Here is a 16333-nt window from a genome sequence, read left to right on the forward strand (position 1 = left end):
GGTTCCCGCTTTCGCGGGAACGACGCGGCAGGTATTCTGTAGGAGGCATCTTTTGACTTACCTCATCGACCGTCGTTTGCAAGGCAAGAACAAGTCCGCCGTCAACCGCGAACGCTTCTTGCGGCGTTACAAATCGCAGATCAAGGACGCGGTGGGCCGCGCCATCAAGGGCCGCTCCATCACCGACGTTGAGAACGGCGAAAAGGTCTCCATCCCGGTCAAGGATGTGAGCGAGCCCTCCTTTGGCCACGCCCATGGCGGCGTGTGGGAAGTGGTCAACCCCGGTAACCAGGAATACCTGAAAGGCGACCAGATCAACCGGCCCAAGGGCGGCGGCGGTTCCGGCCGCGGCAAGGCCGGCAATAGCGACCAGATGACCGAAGACGACTTCATCTTCGAACTGTCGCGCGAAGAATTCATGAACTACTTCTTCGAGGACCTGGAACTGCCGCACATGGTCAAGACCCAGCTGACCGCCAGCACCGATTTCAAGAACCAGCGCGCCGGCTACAACATGTCCGGCACGCCGTCGAACATCCACGTGCTGCGTTCGCTGCGCGGCGCCCTGGGCCGGCGCATCGCGGTCGGCGGCGGTTCGCGCAAGCGCGTCGCCGAGGCCGAGCGCGAACTGGAACAGCTGCTGCTGGACGGCGCGCCGCTGCTGGACCCGCGCGTGATCGAGCTGAAGAAACTGATCCACCACCTGCACACCCGCCTGCTGGCGATTCCCTTCATCGATCCGTTCGACCTGCGCTACACCAACCGCATCAAGGTGCCCAAGCCGATGACGCAGGCGGTGATGTTCTGCATCATGGACGTGTCCGGTTCGATGGACGAGACGCGCAAGGACACCGCCAAGCGCTTCTTCATCCTGCTGTACCTGTTCCTCAAGCGCGTGTACGACAAGATCGAGGTGGTGTTCATCCGCCACCATACGGCAGCGGCGGAAGTGGACGAGGAAGAGTTCTTCCACTCGCGCGAATCGGGCGGCACGGTGGTGTCGTCGGCGCTGCATCTGCTGGACAAGATCATCGACGAGCGCTACGGCGGCGGCAGCTACAACGCCTACGTGGCGCAGGCGTCGGATGGCGACAACTGGGACAACGACTCGGTGCTGTGCCGCCAGCTGCTGGTCAACACCATCATGCCCAAGGTCCAGTATTACACCTACGTCGAAATTACCGATGGCCCGCCGCAAAACCTGTGGGAACAATATTCGCATGTGCCCGACCACCATCAGCATTTCGCCATGCAGAAAATCGTCACGCCGGCCGATATCTATCCGGTATTCCGTGAACTGTTCAAGAAGCAGCCGAAGTAGTGGATCCCATCTATGAATGACATGACCGCCAAACCGCGTCACCCCAATGCCCTGCCCGAGCAATCGGAATGGACCTTTGAGCTGATCGAACAGATTCACCAGGAAATCCGCCGCGTGGCCGAAGGCTTCGGGCTGGATACGTATCCAAACCAGCTGGAGATCATCACCGCCGAGCAGATGATGGACGCCTACACCTCGGTCGGCATGCCGGTGTCGTACAACCACTGGTCGTTCGGCAAGCATTTCCTCAGCACCGAGAAGGGCTACAAGCGCGGGCAGATGGGACTGGCGTACGAGATCGTCATCAACTCCAATCCCTGCATCGCCTATCTGATGGAGGAAAACAGCCTGACCATGCAGTCGCTGGTGATCGCGCATGCGGCCTACGGCCACAACTCCTTCTTCAAAGGCAATTACCTGTTCCGCACCTGGACCGATGCCGAGGCCATCGTCGACTACATGGTGTTCGCCAAGAACTACATCGCCGAGTGCGAACAGCGCCACGGCATCGACGCGGTCGAGACGCTGCTCGATTCCTGCCATGCGATCCAGAACTACGGCGTCGACCGCTACAAGCGGCCAGCCAAGCTGTCGTTGATGGAAGAGCGCGCGCGGCAGAAGGAACGCGAAGCCTATGTGCAGTCGCAGCTTAACGACCTGTGGCGCACCTTGCCGCGCCGCGAGGAGGAAGAAACCGCCAAGGCGGCCAAGCGCTTCCCGGTCGAGCCGGAAGAAAACCTGCTGTACTTCATCGAGAAGTACGCGCCGCTGCTGGAGCCGTGGCAACGCGAGATGGTGCGGATCGTCCGCAAGATCTCGCAGTACTTCTACCCCCAGCGCCAGACCCAGGTGATGAATGAGGGCTGGGCCACCTTCTGGCATTACACCATCCTCAACCAGTTGTACGATGAGAGCGTGATCGGCGACGGCTTCATGATGGAGTTCCTCAAGAGCCATACCAACGTGGTGTACCAGCCGCCGGTCAACAGCCCGCACTACAGCGGCATCAACCCGTATGCGCTGGGCTTTGCGATGATGACCGACATCCGCCGCATCTGCGAAAACCCGACCGACGAGGACCGCGAATGGTTCCCCGACATCGCCGGCAGCGACTGGCAAAAGACGCTCGATTTCGCCATGCGCAATTTTAAGGACGAGAGCTTCATCGCCCAGTACCTGTCGCCCAAGCTGATCCGTGAGTTCCACTTCTTCGCCGTGCTGGACGACGACAATAACGAGAAGCTCAACGTCTCGGCCATCCACGACGACAGCGGCTACCGATACGTGCGCCAGCAACTTGCGGAACAATATAATCTGGGTAACCGTGAGCCCAACATCCAGGTATGGTCGGTCAACACCCAGGACGACCGCGCGCTGACCTTGCGCCATACCCAGTTCCAGCGCCGTCCGCTCAACCAGCAGGCTGGCGAGGTGCTGAAACATGTTGCCCGCTTATGGGGCTTCGACGTCCATCTGGAAACAGTGGCGCCAAACGGCGAAGTCATCAGTACCTTGGAGGTCAGACGGGAGAAACGCGGCAGGATCCCGTGACCAACTAATATATAAGGCTTTTTTCAGGCGTCGTGTCTGCACCAGTTTCAGGCACGGCTCTTGCAAGAGTCAAAACCGGGGGCAGCGACGGCGCGCTGACCCCGGTTTTTTTTCGCGAATGCATGAGGCGGGACAGAAGTCAATATTTTTCTGAAGCTACTTGTATAGTAGTGCCCGCTAGAATTTCACGAAAGAAACATTTACGGCCAAATTATCAACTGCCTGTAGTAAAACTACCGGCATAAAATTCCGTTTTTGGCCTTAAGGGAAAACTAAGTAACGTCGTGGTGCGTGTACGCCCAAAAATGCGCCGTAGAGTCTTGCTCGTTGAGCCAGAACGGTGCAAAGGGAGCGCTACCACATAGGAAAACCCTATGAAATTTAACCGGTTTTAGGGATGAAAATTCTATGTAAAATCAAGAATTCGTATGTATAATTCGCCGACGTCCCGGATGCGGCTGTTGTTTTGTGTCGCCATTTTGGGGTTTAAGTAGCACCAAAGAGAGTTGGTATTGGAGAAAGCAGGCATGAATTTCACGCACAACGAGAAAAGCACCGGGAAGAACTTTACAGGCATTACGATTGTCGTTTTGTTGCACATCCTGGTTGCTTATGGGATCGTGACGGGCTTGGGAAAACGTCTGGTGGCCAAAATGGTCGAACCAGTGGAGACCAAGATCATTGAGGAGGTCAAACCTCCTCCACCGAAGGAACTCCCACCACCGCCACCTCCGCCAGAGATGAAAGCGCCACCGCCGCCATTCATCCCGCCAGTTGAGGTGAACGTGCAGCAGCCGCCACCGCCGCAAAACGTGATCGCTAACGCGACCAACGTCAAGCCGGCGACCACCGAGCTCCAGAAAGCACCGCCAGCACCGCCTGCGGCGCCGCCTGGTCCGGCCAAAACCGGTGTGCGTACTGCAGCAGTGGTTGACTTCAGCACTTGCGCCAAGCCGGAATGGCCGAAGTCGTCGCTGCGTAACGAAGAAACCGGTACCGTGCAGCTGTCGTTCCTGATTGCAGCCGATGGCCGCGTCGCCGAAGGCAAGATCGTGAAATCCAGTGGTTTCCGCGATCTGGACAAGGCCGCGATTGCCGGTATCACCAAATGCCGCTTCAAACCGGCAACGGAAGATGGCGTACCAAAAGAAGGCTGGCAGCAGATGCAATACGTCTGGACGCTGGAGTAAAAACGAGGCAGAACACCGTCTCACATGTAGTTTTCGTTGTCATTACGCCAGCGATCTGATTATTTTATCAATTTGGAGGAAGCATGTTTAAGAATACCCGTTTGTCCGCTGTACTGGCCGCTGTGCTGTTCTCGGTGACCGCAGCCACCGCCCTGGTTAGCTCGGCTCAAGAGCAAGCCTCGGCAGCCGCTTCGGCTCCAGCAGCAGATGCAGCAGCAGCGCCTGCGCCAGCAGCGCCAGCAGCGGATGCGGCAGCAGCGCCAGCAGCAGAAGCGCCAGCAGCAGCTAAAGGCGGCAAAGAAGAAGTGGAAAATCCATACGGCTTCGCTGCTGTGTGGGAAGCTGGTTTCGTATCGCGCGGCACCCTGATCATCCTGTCGCTGATGTCGATGGGTTCGTGGTACATCATCATCACCAAACTGATCGACCAGACCAAGATCTTCAAACAATCGAAAGAAGCGTCGGCCAAGTTCTGGAAAGCTTCGTCGATCGCTGCTGGTTCGGCTTCGCTGGCCGACGGTTCGCCATTCCGCTTCATCGCTGAAACCGGCACCAAGGCTACCGCGCACCACGACGGCGCCCTGCTGGAACAAATCGACCTGTCGACCTGGGTGACCATGTCGATCCAGCGCGCTGTTGAGAAAGTCCAATCGCGTCTGCAAGATGGCCTGTCGTTCCTGGCAACCGTGGGTTCGACCGCACCGTTCATCGGTCTGTTCGGTACCGTGTGGGGTATTTACAATGCACTGATCGCCATCGGCATGTCGGGTAACGCCTCGATCGACAAAGTGGCAGGTCCAGTGGGTGAAGCGCTGATCATGACCGCTTTCGGTCTGTTCGTGGCAGTGCCAGCCGTTCTGGGTTACAACTGGCTGGTGCGTCGTAACAAGTCGGCAATGGAAGACGTACGTGCTTTCTCGGCTGACGTTCACTCGGTGCTGATCTCGGGCGCCATGTCGACCGCTACCGGCAACAAAAAAGTTGGGTAATTAACCATGTCCATGTCCGTAGGCTCCGATAGCGGAGACGAAGATCAAGTCATGTCAGAAATCAACACGACGCCCCTGGTGGACATCATGTTGGTGCTGCTGATTATCTTCCTGATCACGAGCCCGGTTGTTCTGAAGCTGATCAAGATCAAGCTGCCAGAGGAAACCAACCAGGTTATCCAGACCAAGCCGGAAGACGTCAACATTGTCGTTAGCAAAGATGGCGACATCTATTGGAATCAGCGCAAAATGCGCGACGCCAATGAGCTGTTCGACAATCTGAAGGTGGAAGCTGTGAAACTGCCTCAGCCGGAAGTTCATGTACGTGGCGACCAAGAAACCAAGTACGAAGCCATCGGCAAGGTTATTTTCACTACCCAGCGTGCTGGTATTCAGAAGGTCGGCTTCATCACCGAACCGCCTGATAAGGGTTAATACCCGACAGTGCATCGCAGGCCTGTCCGCAGGCCTGCCCTTCTCAAAAGGAAAACATCATGAGTATGAATGTGGGCTCCCCTTCCGCAGGCGCGGATCCGGAACCAATGATGGAAATGAATATGACGCCCCTCATCGACGTGATGCTGGTGCTGATTATCATGATGATCATTACGATTCCTAAGGCCAACCACTCGGTGAACCTGAATATGCCAGTCGGCACCCCGCCGCCTCCGACCAAGGAGCCAGTGGTGGTAACGATTGACGTCGACTTCGACGGGACGATTCTGTGGGATAACGCGGTTGTGCCTGACCGCGCCACCCTGGAAGCGAAACTGACCGACGTCGCCGCGCAAGCGGATCAGCCGGAAGTGCATCTGCGTCCGAACAAGCTGGTCTCGTACAAAGTTGTCGCAGGCGTCATGGCTTCGGCCCAGCGTCTGGGCGTGACCAAAATTGGTCTGGTCGGTAACGAACAGTTCCAGTAAACAGTCACATGTACAATAATAGGCAGGACCATTCCTGCCTATTTGCTTTTTTGAAGAAAGAAAATTCACCCATGACCAAGTTTCGTCTCGCTCATCTCGGCCTGGTAATGGCCGCTATTGGTTTTACCGCAGCAGCTCCCCTCGCAGGTTTCTCGTCGGTCGCCTACGCCGCCGAAACGGTACGCGCAGAAATCGGCAAACCATTGCAAGAAGCACAGAAACTGGCCGCGGCCGGCAAGAACAAAGAAGCACTTGCCAAACTGAAAGAAACTGACTCCGTCGGCGGCAAATCCGCCAACGAAACCTATTTGATCGAGCGCACCCGCGCCTCGGCTGCCGCTGCTGCCGGCGATAACGACGCCGCCGCCAAAGCCTTTGAATCGGTCATCAATTCGGGCAAGCTCTCGGCTGCCGAACAACCCAAATTCACCCAGGCCCTGGCCGGTATCTACTACCGCGCCAAGGACTACCCAAAAGCCATCACCTGGATCCAGCGCGCGCTGAAAGACAATCCAAACGATACCCAGATGCATGACCTGCTGATCCAGACCTACTACATCAGCGGCAAGTACGCTGAAGCAGCCAAGGAACTGTCGAGCGCCAAGGGTGCATCCGAACAAAACCTGCAAATGCTGGCCAATATCCAGCTGAAACAGAACGACAAGGCCGGCTACGTCCAGACGCTGGAAAAACTGGCCGGTTCGTATCCCAAAACCAGCTACTGGGCCGACCTGCTGAACCGCGTCTCGGGCAAGCCAGGCTTCTCGCCGACCCTGTCGCTGGACGTGCTGCGCCTGCGCCTGGTCAACGGCCTGCTGTCGAAACCGTCGGAATACATGGAAATGGCCCAGCTGTCGCTGCAGGCCGGCAACCCTGCTGAAGCGATCAAGATCATTGACCAGGGCTACAAAAAAGGCATTCTGGGCACCGGCGCCGACGCGCCGCGCCACCAGCGCCTGAAAGACCTGGCAGCCAAGACCCAGACCGAGTTCGACGCCAAAGCCGCCACCGAAGAAGCCGAAGCCGTCAAGGCCAAGGATGCGGACGCACTGGCCAACCTGGGCTACGGTCTGGTGTCGGCTGGCAAAGCCGACAAGGGCCTGGCGCTGATGGATCAAGCCGTCAAGCTGGGCACCGGCCGCAATCCGGAAGCCATCAAGCTGCACTACGGTATCGCCCAGAGCATCGCCGGCAAGAAAGCCCCGGCCCTGGCAACCTTGAAAACCGTTAAAGGCACCGACGGCACCGCCGATCTGGCCCGCTACTGGACCCTGAACATTAACCACCCGATGTAATTCGGGCGGTTGATCAGCAAAGCGCTGCTCCGGCCCAGCCGGACAGCGCTTTTTTTTCGCTTTGAGGGATTCCCCGTATAATCCCGTATTTGCGACAAGTTTTCCCCAGATTCCCATGAAGGTATTTCGAGGTCTTCCCAATGCTGCGGCGCGCGCGCCGTGCGCGCTCACGATCGGCAATTTCGACGGCGTCCACCTCGGCCACCAGGCCCTGCTGGCCCGCGTGCGCGCTGCCGCCACCGGTCTGGGACTGGAAGCGGCCGTGATGACCTTCGAGCCGCATCCGCGCGAGTTTTTCGCCCACAAAGCCGGCGACCTGTCACGCGCGCCGGCCCGCATCGCCAACCTGCGCGACAAGCTGCAATCGCTGTCCGACAACGGCATCGACCGCGTCATCGTCGAGCATTTCTCGGCGCCGTTCGCGGCGCTGACGCCACAGGAGTTCACCGAAAAAGTGCTGGTCGAAGGCCTGCACGTCAAATGGCTGATGGTCGGCGACGACTTCTGCTACGGCGCCCGCCGCGCCGGCAATGTGCAGATGCTGCTGGAAGCCGGCCAGCAATACGGCTTCCACGTCGAGACCCTGCCGACCGTGATGAACGGCAGCACCCGCATCTCTTCCTCCGCCGTGCGCGCCGCCCTGAACGAAGGCGACTTCCCGCACGCCGAAGCGCTGCTGGGTCATCCATACGCCATCTCCGGCCACGTGATCCACGGCCAGAAGCTGGGCCGCACGCTGGGCTTCCCGACGCTGAACCTGCGCGTGCCGCACCGCCCTGCGCTGTCCGGCATCTTCATCGTGCAGGTGCACGGCCTGGCCGATCATCCATTGCCGGCCGTCGCCAGCCTGGGCGTGCGTCCAACCGTCGACGACAGCGGCCGCGTGCTGCTGGAGGTGCACGTGTTCGACTTCGACCAGGGCTGCTACGGCCGTCAGGTGCGCGTCGAATTCCTGCAAAAGATCCGCGACGAAGAAAAATACATCGACCTGCCGACGCTGACAGCCGCCATCCACCGCGACGCCGACATCGCCCGCGCCTTCTTCGCCCAGCGTATAGCAACCGCCGCTACCGACCGAATTTGACCGCGCGATTTAGCTACGCGCGCCGGCTACCCAGCATTCCCGAATAAATCACTGAAGACCACTATGTCCGATAACAAATCCGCAAAAAAGCCTGAAAGCAAATACCCGGTTAACATGACCGAAACCCCGTTCCCGATGCGCGGCGACCTCGCCAAGCGCGAGCCGAACTGGGTCCAGCAATGGCAGACCAAGAAGATCTACGAGCGCGTGCGCAAGGCCGCCGCCGGCCGGCCGAAATTCATCCTGCACGACGGCCCACCGTACGCCAACGGCGACATCCACCTGGGCCACGCGGTCAACAAAATCCTCAAGGACATGGTGATCAAATCGCGCTCGCTGGCCGGCTTCGACGCCCCTTACGTGCCGGGCTGGGATTGCCACGGCATGCCGATCGAGATCCAGATCGAAAAACTGTACGGCAAAAACCTGCCGACCGCCGACGTGCTGACCAAGGCGCGCGCTTACGCGCTGGAGCAGGTCGACCGCCAGCGCAAGGACTTCATCCGCCTGGGCGTATTGGGCGAATGGCAGAACCCGTACCTGACCATGAACTACTCCAACGAGGCCGACGAACTGCGCGCGCTCGGCACCATGCTGGAAAAAGGCTATGTCTATCGCGGCCTGAAGCCGGTCAACTGGTGCTTCGACTGCCAGTCGGCGCTGGCCGAAGCGGAAGTGGAATACCAGGACAAGCGTGATCCGGCGATCGACGTCGGCTTCAAGTTCGCCGAATTCGACAAGCTGGCCAACGCCTTCGACCTGACCCAGTTGCCGACGCACGAAGGCTACATCGTCATCTGGACCACCACGCCGTGGACCATCCCGGCCAACCAGGCGCTCAACGTCAATCCGGAAGTGACCTACGCGCTGGTGCAGACCGAGCGTGACGGCCAGCTGCTGCTGCTGATCCTGGCGCAGGACCTGGTGGAATCGTCGCTGGCCCGCTTCAAGCTGGAAGGCGTGACCATCGCCACCTGCAAGGGCGAAGACCTGTCCGGCATCAGCTTCCTGCATCCGCTGCACGCCGCCGACACCTTCTACAACCGCCTGTCGCCGATGTACCTGGCCGACTACGTGACCACCGAGAGCGGTACCGGTGTGGTGCACTCGGCGCCCGCCTATGGCCTGGACGACTTCATCTCCTGCAAAGCCCACGGCATGCAGGACGACCACATCCTGACCCCGGTGATGGGCGACGGCAAATACGTCTCGACTCTGCCGCTGTTCGGCGGCATGACCATCTGGGAAGCCTCTAAGCCGATCTGCAACGCGCTGCGCGAAGCCGGCGCGCTGTTTGAAGTCAAGATGTTCGACCACAGCTACATGCACTGCTGGCGTCACAAAACCCCGATCATCTACCGCGCCACCTCGCAGTGGTTCGCCGGCATGGACATCAAGCCGAAAGACGGCGGCGCCAGCCTGCGCGAGACCGCGCTCAAAGGCATCGCCGAAACTAAATTCTTCCCGGACTGGGGCCAGGCGCGCCTGCACGGCATGATCGCCAACCGTCCTGACTGGACCCTGTCGCGTCAGCGCCAGTGGGGCGTGCCGATGGCCTTCGTGGTCCACAAGGAAACCGGCGCGCTGCATCCACGCACGCCGGAACTGCTGGAGCAAGTCGCCCAGCTGATCGAAAAGAGCGGCATCGACGCCTGGCTGGCGCTGGACCTGAAAGACCTGATCGGCGACGAAGCGTCCGACTACGTCAAGAACAAGGACACGCTGGACGTCTGGTTCGACTCCGGCACTACCCACCAGACCGTGCTGCGCGGTTCGCACAAACAGCAGCTGGCCTTCCCGGCCGACCTGTACCTGGAAGGTTCGGACCAGCACCGCGGCTGGTTCCACTCGTCGCTGCTGACCTCCTCGATGCTGAACGGCGCGCCGCCGTACAAAGCGCTGCTGACGCACGGCTTCACCGTCGACGGCGAAGGCAAGAAAATGTCCAAGTCGCTGGGCAACACGCTGGCGCCGCAGAAAATCTCCGACACCCTGGGCGCCGACATCCTGCGCCTGTGGATCGCCTCGACCGACTACACCGGCGAGCTGTCGATCTCGGACGAGATCCTGAAACGCGTGACGGAAGCCTATCGCCGCATCCGCAACACGCTGCGCTTCCTGCTGGCCAATATCTCCGACTTCAACCACGCGCAGGACGCCGTGCCGGTCGCCGAGCTGCTGGAAATCGACCGCTACGCGATCGCCAACATGGCCGCGCTGCAGAAGGAAATCGAAGCGCACTACGAACAGTATGAATTCCAGCCGGTCTACTCCAAGCTGCAGAACTACTGCTCGGAAGACCTGGGCGGCTTCTACCTGGACGTGCTGAAGGACCGCCTGTACACCACCGCCGTCACCTCGCACGCGCGCCGTTCGGCGCAGACCGCGCTGTGGCACATCACGCAAAGCCTGCTGCGCATCATGGCGCCGGCGCTGTCGTTCACTGCGGAAGAGGCATGGGCAATCTTCGCCGGCGAAGAAGCCTTCAAGGCCAGCGACGAAACCATCTTCACGCAGACCTGGTGGCAGCTGCCGGAACTGGCGGACGGCGACGCGCTGCTGGCCAAGTACGCAGCGCTGCGCGCAGTGCGCACCGACGTCACCAAGCAGCTGGAAGACCTGCGTACTTCGGGCGCGATCGGCTCGTCGCTGCAGGCGGAACTGGGCATCAAGGCGGCCGGCGACAAGTACCAGCTGCTGGCCAGCCTGGAAGATGACCTCAAGTTCATCTTCATCACGTCGCTGGCGAAAGTGACGGAAGTGGCGTCGGAAGCGGAAGAAGCGGTCACCGTGGCCGCATCGACCGCCGAGAAGTGCGAGCGCTGCTGGCACTACCGCGCCGACGTCGGCGCCCACGCCGACCACCCTACCCTGTGCGGCCGCTGCTACAGCAACCTGTTTGGTGCGGGCGAAAAACGCAAGTTCGCTTAATATGACGCACCGTCATTCCGGCGAAAGCCGGAATCCATACGTCGCTTGCTCTCATGCGTTCTATGGATTCCGGCGTGCGCCGGAATGACGGGTTTGAAGCTACGTAAATTAAATAACATGGCCACCAAAAAAATCTTCCCGACCAAATCCTCGGCCAGCATCACGCCTTGGCTGTGCGTCGCTGCGCTCGTGATCCTGATCGACCAGCTGACCAAGATCACCATCACCAAGACCTTCCAGCTGGGCGAAGAAAAAGTCATCACCTCGTTCTTCAACCTGGTGCTGGCGTATAACAAGGGTGCCGCCTTCAGCTTCCTGAGCAATAGCGGCGGCTGGCAGCGTTACTTCTTCACCGGCATCGGCATCTGCGCCGCCATCTTCATCGTCTACCTGCTGAAAAAGCACAGCGGCCAGCGCATGTTCGCGTGGGCGCTGTCGCTGGTGCTGGGCGGCGCGCTGGGCAACGTCATCGACCGTCTGCTGTATGGCCACGTGGTCGATTTCCTCGACTTCCACTGGCAAGGCCTGGGCCACTTCCCGGCCTTTAATGTCGCCGATTCGGCCATTTGCGTCGGCGCCGCCCTGTTCATCCTGGACGAACTGCGCCGGGTGAATAAATAACGGAGCCGCACCATGATGGAACTGACTGGTAAAAAAATCGTCCTCGGCCTGTCCGGCGGCGTGGCCTGCTACAAGGCGGCGGAACTGTGCCGCGCCTTCACCAAGGCCGGCGCTTCGGTGCAGGTGGTGATGACGGAAGCGGCCACCCACTTCATTACGGCGGTCACCATGCAGGCGCTGTCCGGCCGCCCGGTGTACACCGACCAGTGGGATGCGCGCGTCAACAACAACATGGCTCACATCGACGTCACCCGCGACGCCGACGCCATCATCATCGCCCCCTGCTCCACGGACTTCATCCGCAAGCTGGCGCACGGTGCCTGCGACGACCTGCTGTCGACGCTGTGCGTGGCGCGTCCGCGCCATGTGCCGCTGCTGATCGCGCCGGCCATGAACGTCGAGATGTGGCTCAATCCCGCCACCCAGCGCAACGTGCAGACGCTGCGCGACGACGGCATCGCTATCTTCGGCCCGGCGGCCGGCGACCAGGCCTGCGGCGAAGTTGGTTTCGGCCGCATGCTGGAACCGGAACAGCTGCTGGAAGAAGTCATCGCCGCCTTCCAGCCGAAAGTCCTGGCTGGCAAACGCATTTTGATCACCGCCGGCCCGACCTTCGAGCCGATTGACCCGGTGCGCGGCATCACCAATCTGTCCTCGGGCAAGATGGGCTACGCCGTGGCGCGCGCCGCGCGCGAAGCCGGCGCCGAAGTGATGCTGATTTCCGGCCCGGTGGCCTTGCCGACGCCGTTCGGCGTGCAGCGCATCAACGTCCAGAGCGCGCAGCAGATGTATGACGCGGTGATGGCCAATGTCGACCACCAGCACATCTTCATCGCGGTGGCGGCGGTGGCCGACTGGCGCATCGCCAACGCCAGCGACCAGAAACTGAAGAAGAACCCGAACGGCACCGCGCCGGACCTGAAGTTCGAGCAGAATCCGGACATCCTGGCTTCAGTGGCCGCGCTGACCAACCTGGCCGGCCATCCATACTGCGTCGGCTTTGCCGCCGAATCGGAAAACCTGGTGCAGTTCGGCGCCGACAAGCGCGAGAAAAAAGGCATCCCCCTGCTAGTAGGGAATATCGGCCACCACACCTTCGGCCAGGACGACAACACCATCATCCTGTTCGATGAAAACGGCCACACCATTTTGCCGCGCGCCGACAAGCTGACGCTGGCGCGCCAACTGATTTCCGAGATCTCGAAACGCATCTCGCAGAACTCTCTCTTTGCCAAGTAAATGAAAACTGTAGACGTAAAAATCCTCGACCCGCGCATGAAGGACCAGCTGCCGGCCTACGCCACCCCGGGTTCGGCCGGCCTGGACCTGCGCGCCTGCATCGACGCGCCGCTGGTGATCGAAGCCGGCCAGACCGTGCTGATCCCGACCGGCCTGGCGATCCACGTCGCCGATCCGGGCTATGCCGCCATGATCCTGCCGCGCAGCGGCATGGGGCACAAAAACGGCATCGTGCTGGGGAATCTGGTAGGCTTGATCGACTCCGACTATCAGGGCCAGTTGATGATTTCGACCTGGAATCGCGGTCACAGCGCCTTCACGCTGAACCCGATGGAGCGCCTGGCGCAGCTGATCATCGTGCCGGTACTGCAAGTCGGCTTTAACGTTGTGGAAGAATTCGAATCGAGCGAGCGTGGTGTCGGCGGTTTCGGCAGCACCGGCAAACAATAAAATGGAGACGGAGTGCAGGGATGAATATGACGAATAAATTTGGCAACTTCTCCCTTGTACCGGTGATTGCCGCCGGTGCGCTGCTCTCCGCCTGTTCCACTTTCCAATCGCAACCGGCCGCGCCGGAGCCGGCGCCGGCGGTGGTCAGCACCGTCACCGAAGCGCCGCCGGTGGTCACCGCCAAGATGGCCGCCGCGCGCCAGCAACTGAGCCAGATGGTGGCGCTGCAGGATCGCCTGTACCGCGTCGCCGGCCCGCTGCTGATCAACAATGCAGACCTGTGCCGCAACCAGGCGCGCAACCTGCTTGGCTTCACCGCCAAGAACAAATACTCCTACTCCGGCGAATTCGTCGACGCCGCGCAAGCGGTGCTGAACTACGGCGACCGCCTGGAAGTGGCCAGCGTGCTGGCCGGCAGCGGCGCCGCCCGCGTCGGCCTGCGCAAGGGCGACGTCCTGGTGGCCGCCGATGGCAAGCTGCTGCCGGTAGGGACCAATGCGGAAACCGAAGCGGCTGCGGTACTCGGTCCGCTGGTCAGCGCCAACAAGGTGCTGACGCTGACCATCGCGCGCGGCGGCAGCAACCAGCAGCTGCGGGTGCCGGTCACGCGCGCCTGCGCCTTCAAGATCGACATCGGCAACTCGGATAACATCAACGCCTATTCCGACGGCCAGCGCGTGATGATCACGCGCGGCATGGTCAACTTCGCGCAGAGCGACGACGCTATCGCCTACGTGCTGGCCAAGGACATCGCCCACAATGTGCTGGGCCACGCAGCCACCACCAAGCAGGCTTACACGATCGGCAGCATCATCGACAACCTGGTGGCGGTGCGTCCCGATCTGTCGATGCTGATCGGCACCGCCGGCGTCAAGCCGATGCCGCAGGAGCTGGATGCGGCGGCCGACAACCTGTCGCTGTACATGGTGGCGCGCGCCGGCTACAACGTCGATGGTGCGCGTGTCTTCTGGCAGCGCCTGGCCACGCAATATCCGGCCACGGTGTTGAACGGCTATACCGCCAACCATCCTGCCGTGGCTTATCGCCTGTCCACCATCGACAAGACCGTGGCGGCGATCCGCAACAAACGGTCGGCCAAGCAGCCGCTGGTTCCTTAATCGAGAGAGAACGCCATGAACAAGTCCGGCCTGATCGCAATCATCCTGATGTTGGCGGCCGGCTGGGCCCAGGCGGCGCAGTGGGTGCGCGTGGGCGGCAACAAGACCGCCACCTACTACATCGACAAAGCCAGCGTGATCCCGATCGACAAGACCCGCAAGGCATGGTCGATGCAAACCTATGCCCGCATGCAGAAGACGCCCGAAGGCAAGCTGTATAAGTCGGTGAAGATGCTGCACGTGTATGGCTGCGACGACCACACCACCACGCTGCTGGCGCAGGTCTATTACCCGGAAGCGATGGGCAAGGGCGAGCCGGTGGAGAACTACAAGTTCGAGAAGTTCAATCCTGAAGACATCGTGCCCGACAGCCCGTTCGACGCCACGCTGGCCGCCGCCTGCAAAAGCTAGCCGGGGAAGTTGGGGAACACGGTCGCCATCAGCCAGGTGAGGAAGGCGCACAGCAGCACCGCGCAGATCAACACGATCAATAATCGGCCGAATTTAGGGCTACCGTCGTCTTCCTTTTGAGGCATGTCCGTTCCCTGCAAGCTTTGATGAGCCGTAGTATATTCCATTCATGGACTCTATCGACCTCGAAGTATTAAAAACCAGCGTCGCGTGGATCGCATCCGGGCGCCGCTGTGAGCTGATCACCGTCATCAAGACCTGGGGCTCCAGCCCGCGTCCGGTCGGCGCCACGCTGGCCATCTGCGAAGACGGCACGGTGGTCGGCTCGGTCTCGGGCGGCTGCATTGAAGATGATTTGATCGCGCGCGTGCGCGACGAAGGCATCAGTCGCACGATTCCGGAAATCGTCAGCTACGGCATTACCGCCGACGAGGCGCACCGTTTCGGCCTGCCTTGCGGCGGCACGATTGAACTGTCGATCGAACCGCTGTCGGCGCACAGCCGCATCAACGAGCTGCTGGCGCGGCTGGAACAGCACGAACTGGTGCAGCGCCGGCTGGACCTGCGCAGCGGCGAAGTGGAACTGTCCAAAGCCGGCGCCGGCGCGCAGATGCAAGTCAGCGAGCAGGCCATGGTGACCTTGCACGGCCCGCGCTGGCGGCTGCTGATCATCGGCGCCGGCCAGCTGTCGCGCTTCCTGGCGCAGATCGCGCTGGCGATGGACTACAGCGTCACCGTCTGCGATCCGCGCGAAGAATACCGCGCCGGCTGGCATGTCGACGGCGTGCAGCTGGTGCACGACATGCCGGACGACGTAGTCCTGGCAATGAACCTGGACCACCGCAGCGCGGTCGTCGCGCTGACCCACGATCCCAAGCTGGACGACCTAGCGCTGATGGAAGCGTTGAAGTCGGACGCGTTCTACGTCGGCGCCATCGGCTCGCGCCTGAACAACAGCAAGCGCCGCGAGCGGCTGCTGGAATTCGACCTCACGCCGGAACAGCTGGCGCGCCTGCATGGCCCGATCGGCCTGTACATCGGTAGCAAAACGCCATCCGAAATCGCCATCTCCATCCTGGCCGAAATGACGGCGATCAAAAACGGCGTGCCGACCAATCTGATCGTGCCGCACGCCGCCGCGCCGACCAAGGCCGGCGATGCCGTGTGCGTGGTGGACAGCGGCGCAGTTTAAAAGCAAGAAACGAATAGC

The 16333-nt window shown here is 60.8% G+C and carries 16 protein-coding genes; 15 read left to right on the plus strand and 1 reads right to left on the minus strand.

Going from position 1 to position 16333, the window contains the following annotated elements; genetic code table 11:
• The first annotated feature begins 52 nt into the window (after positions 1-52).
• The 14 genes from GTP55_RS20780 (at position 53) to GTP55_RS20845 (ending at position 15123) form a co-directional block, all read left to right on the plus strand.
• Positions 53-1321 carry a YeaH/YhbH family protein gene (locus tag GTP55_RS20780; protein WP_161046762.1) on the plus strand — a complete coding sequence of 423 codons (1269 nt, stop codon included), beginning with the start codon at positions 53-55 and terminating at the stop codon, positions 1319-1321.
• 12 nt (positions 1322-1333) lie between these two features.
• A complete protein-coding gene (locus tag GTP55_RS20785) occupies positions 1334-2872 on the plus strand; it encodes a SpoVR family protein (RefSeq protein WP_161046763.1) in 1539 nt (512 codons plus the stop codon).
• Between the two features lie 527 nt (positions 2873-3399).
• Positions 3400-4062, plus strand: coding sequence for an energy transducer TonB (locus tag GTP55_RS20790; RefSeq protein ID WP_161046764.1), 663 nt, complete (start codon positions 3400-3402; stop codon positions 4060-4062).
• 83 nt (positions 4063-4145) lie between these two features.
• Entirely contained in the window at positions 4146-5051 is a 906-nt protein-coding gene (locus tag GTP55_RS20795) for a MotA/TolQ/ExbB proton channel family protein (protein WP_202423809.1), read from the plus strand.
• 6 nt (positions 5052-5057) lie between these two features.
• Positions 5058-5486 carry an ExbD/TolR family protein gene (locus GTP55_RS20800; protein WP_110844780.1) on the plus strand — a complete coding sequence of 143 codons (429 nt, stop codon included), beginning with the start codon at positions 5058-5060 and terminating at the stop codon, positions 5484-5486.
• 59 nt (positions 5487-5545) lie between these two features.
• Positions 5546-5974, plus strand: coding sequence for an ExbD/TolR family protein (locus GTP55_RS20805; RefSeq protein ID WP_174864391.1), 429 nt, complete (start codon positions 5546-5548; stop codon positions 5972-5974).
• A gap of 71 nt (positions 5975-6045) precedes the next feature.
• Positions 6046-7269: a tetratricopeptide repeat protein gene (locus GTP55_RS20810; protein ID WP_229258085.1), complete on the plus strand. Its 1224-nt coding sequence runs from the start codon at positions 6046-6048 to the stop codon at positions 7267-7269.
• Between the two features lie 115 nt (positions 7270-7384).
• Complete coding sequence (locus tag GTP55_RS20815; protein WP_161046765.1) at positions 7385-8353, plus strand: bifunctional riboflavin kinase/FAD synthetase; 969 nt, start codon at positions 7385-7387, stop codon at positions 8351-8353.
• Positions 8354-8416: 63 nt separating this feature from the next.
• Positions 8417-11284 (plus strand): isoleucine--tRNA ligase, encoded by a 2868-nt coding sequence (gene ileS / locus GTP55_RS20820; RefSeq protein WP_161046766.1) that lies wholly within the window; start codon positions 8417-8419, stop codon positions 11282-11284.
• 117 nt (positions 11285-11401) lie between these two features.
• Positions 11402-11905, plus strand: a complete 504-nt coding sequence (lspA, locus tag GTP55_RS20825) for a signal peptidase II (protein WP_161046767.1) — start codon at positions 11402-11404, stop codon at positions 11903-11905.
• Positions 11906-11920: 15 nt separating this feature from the next.
• Positions 11921-13144: a bifunctional phosphopantothenoylcysteine decarboxylase/phosphopantothenate--cysteine ligase CoaBC gene (gene coaBC / locus GTP55_RS20830; RefSeq protein ID WP_202423815.1), complete on the plus strand. Its 1224-nt coding sequence runs from the start codon at positions 11921-11923 to the stop codon at positions 13142-13144.
• Positions 13145-13594: a dUTP diphosphatase gene (dut, locus tag GTP55_RS20835; RefSeq protein ID WP_161046769.1), complete on the plus strand. Its 450-nt coding sequence runs from the start codon at positions 13145-13147 to the stop codon at positions 13592-13594. It abuts the gene before it with no gap.
• Positions 13595-13620: 26 nt separating this feature from the next.
• Positions 13621-14712 carry a M48 family metallopeptidase gene (locus GTP55_RS20840; protein WP_229258086.1) on the plus strand — a complete coding sequence of 364 codons (1092 nt, stop codon included), beginning with the start codon at positions 13621-13623 and terminating at the stop codon, positions 14710-14712.
• Positions 14713-14727: 15 nt separating this feature from the next.
• Positions 14728-15123 (plus strand): surface-adhesin E family protein, encoded by a 396-nt coding sequence (locus GTP55_RS20845; RefSeq protein ID WP_161046771.1) that lies wholly within the window; start codon positions 14728-14730, stop codon positions 15121-15123.
• On the opposite strand, the gene GTP55_RS30095 is transcribed toward GTP55_RS20845, so the two are convergent.
• Positions 15120-15248 (minus strand): hypothetical protein, encoded by a 129-nt coding sequence (locus GTP55_RS30095; protein WP_267876089.1) that lies wholly within the window; start codon positions 15246-15248, stop codon positions 15120-15122. The genes GTP55_RS20845 and GTP55_RS30095 overlap by 4 nt on opposite strands.
• A 44-nt stretch (positions 15249-15292) precedes the next feature.
• Between GTP55_RS30095 and GTP55_RS20850 the strand changes: the two genes are divergently transcribed.
• Complete coding sequence (locus GTP55_RS20850) at positions 15293-16315, plus strand: XdhC family protein (protein WP_161046772.1); 1023 nt, start codon at positions 15293-15295, stop codon at positions 16313-16315.
• Positions 16316-16333 lie beyond the last annotated feature (18 nt).

Origin of the sequence: Duganella margarita (assembly GCF_009857535.1) — a bacterium.
GTDB classification, from domain to species: domain Bacteria; phylum Pseudomonadota; class Gammaproteobacteria; order Burkholderiales; family Burkholderiaceae_D; genus Rugamonas; species Rugamonas margarita.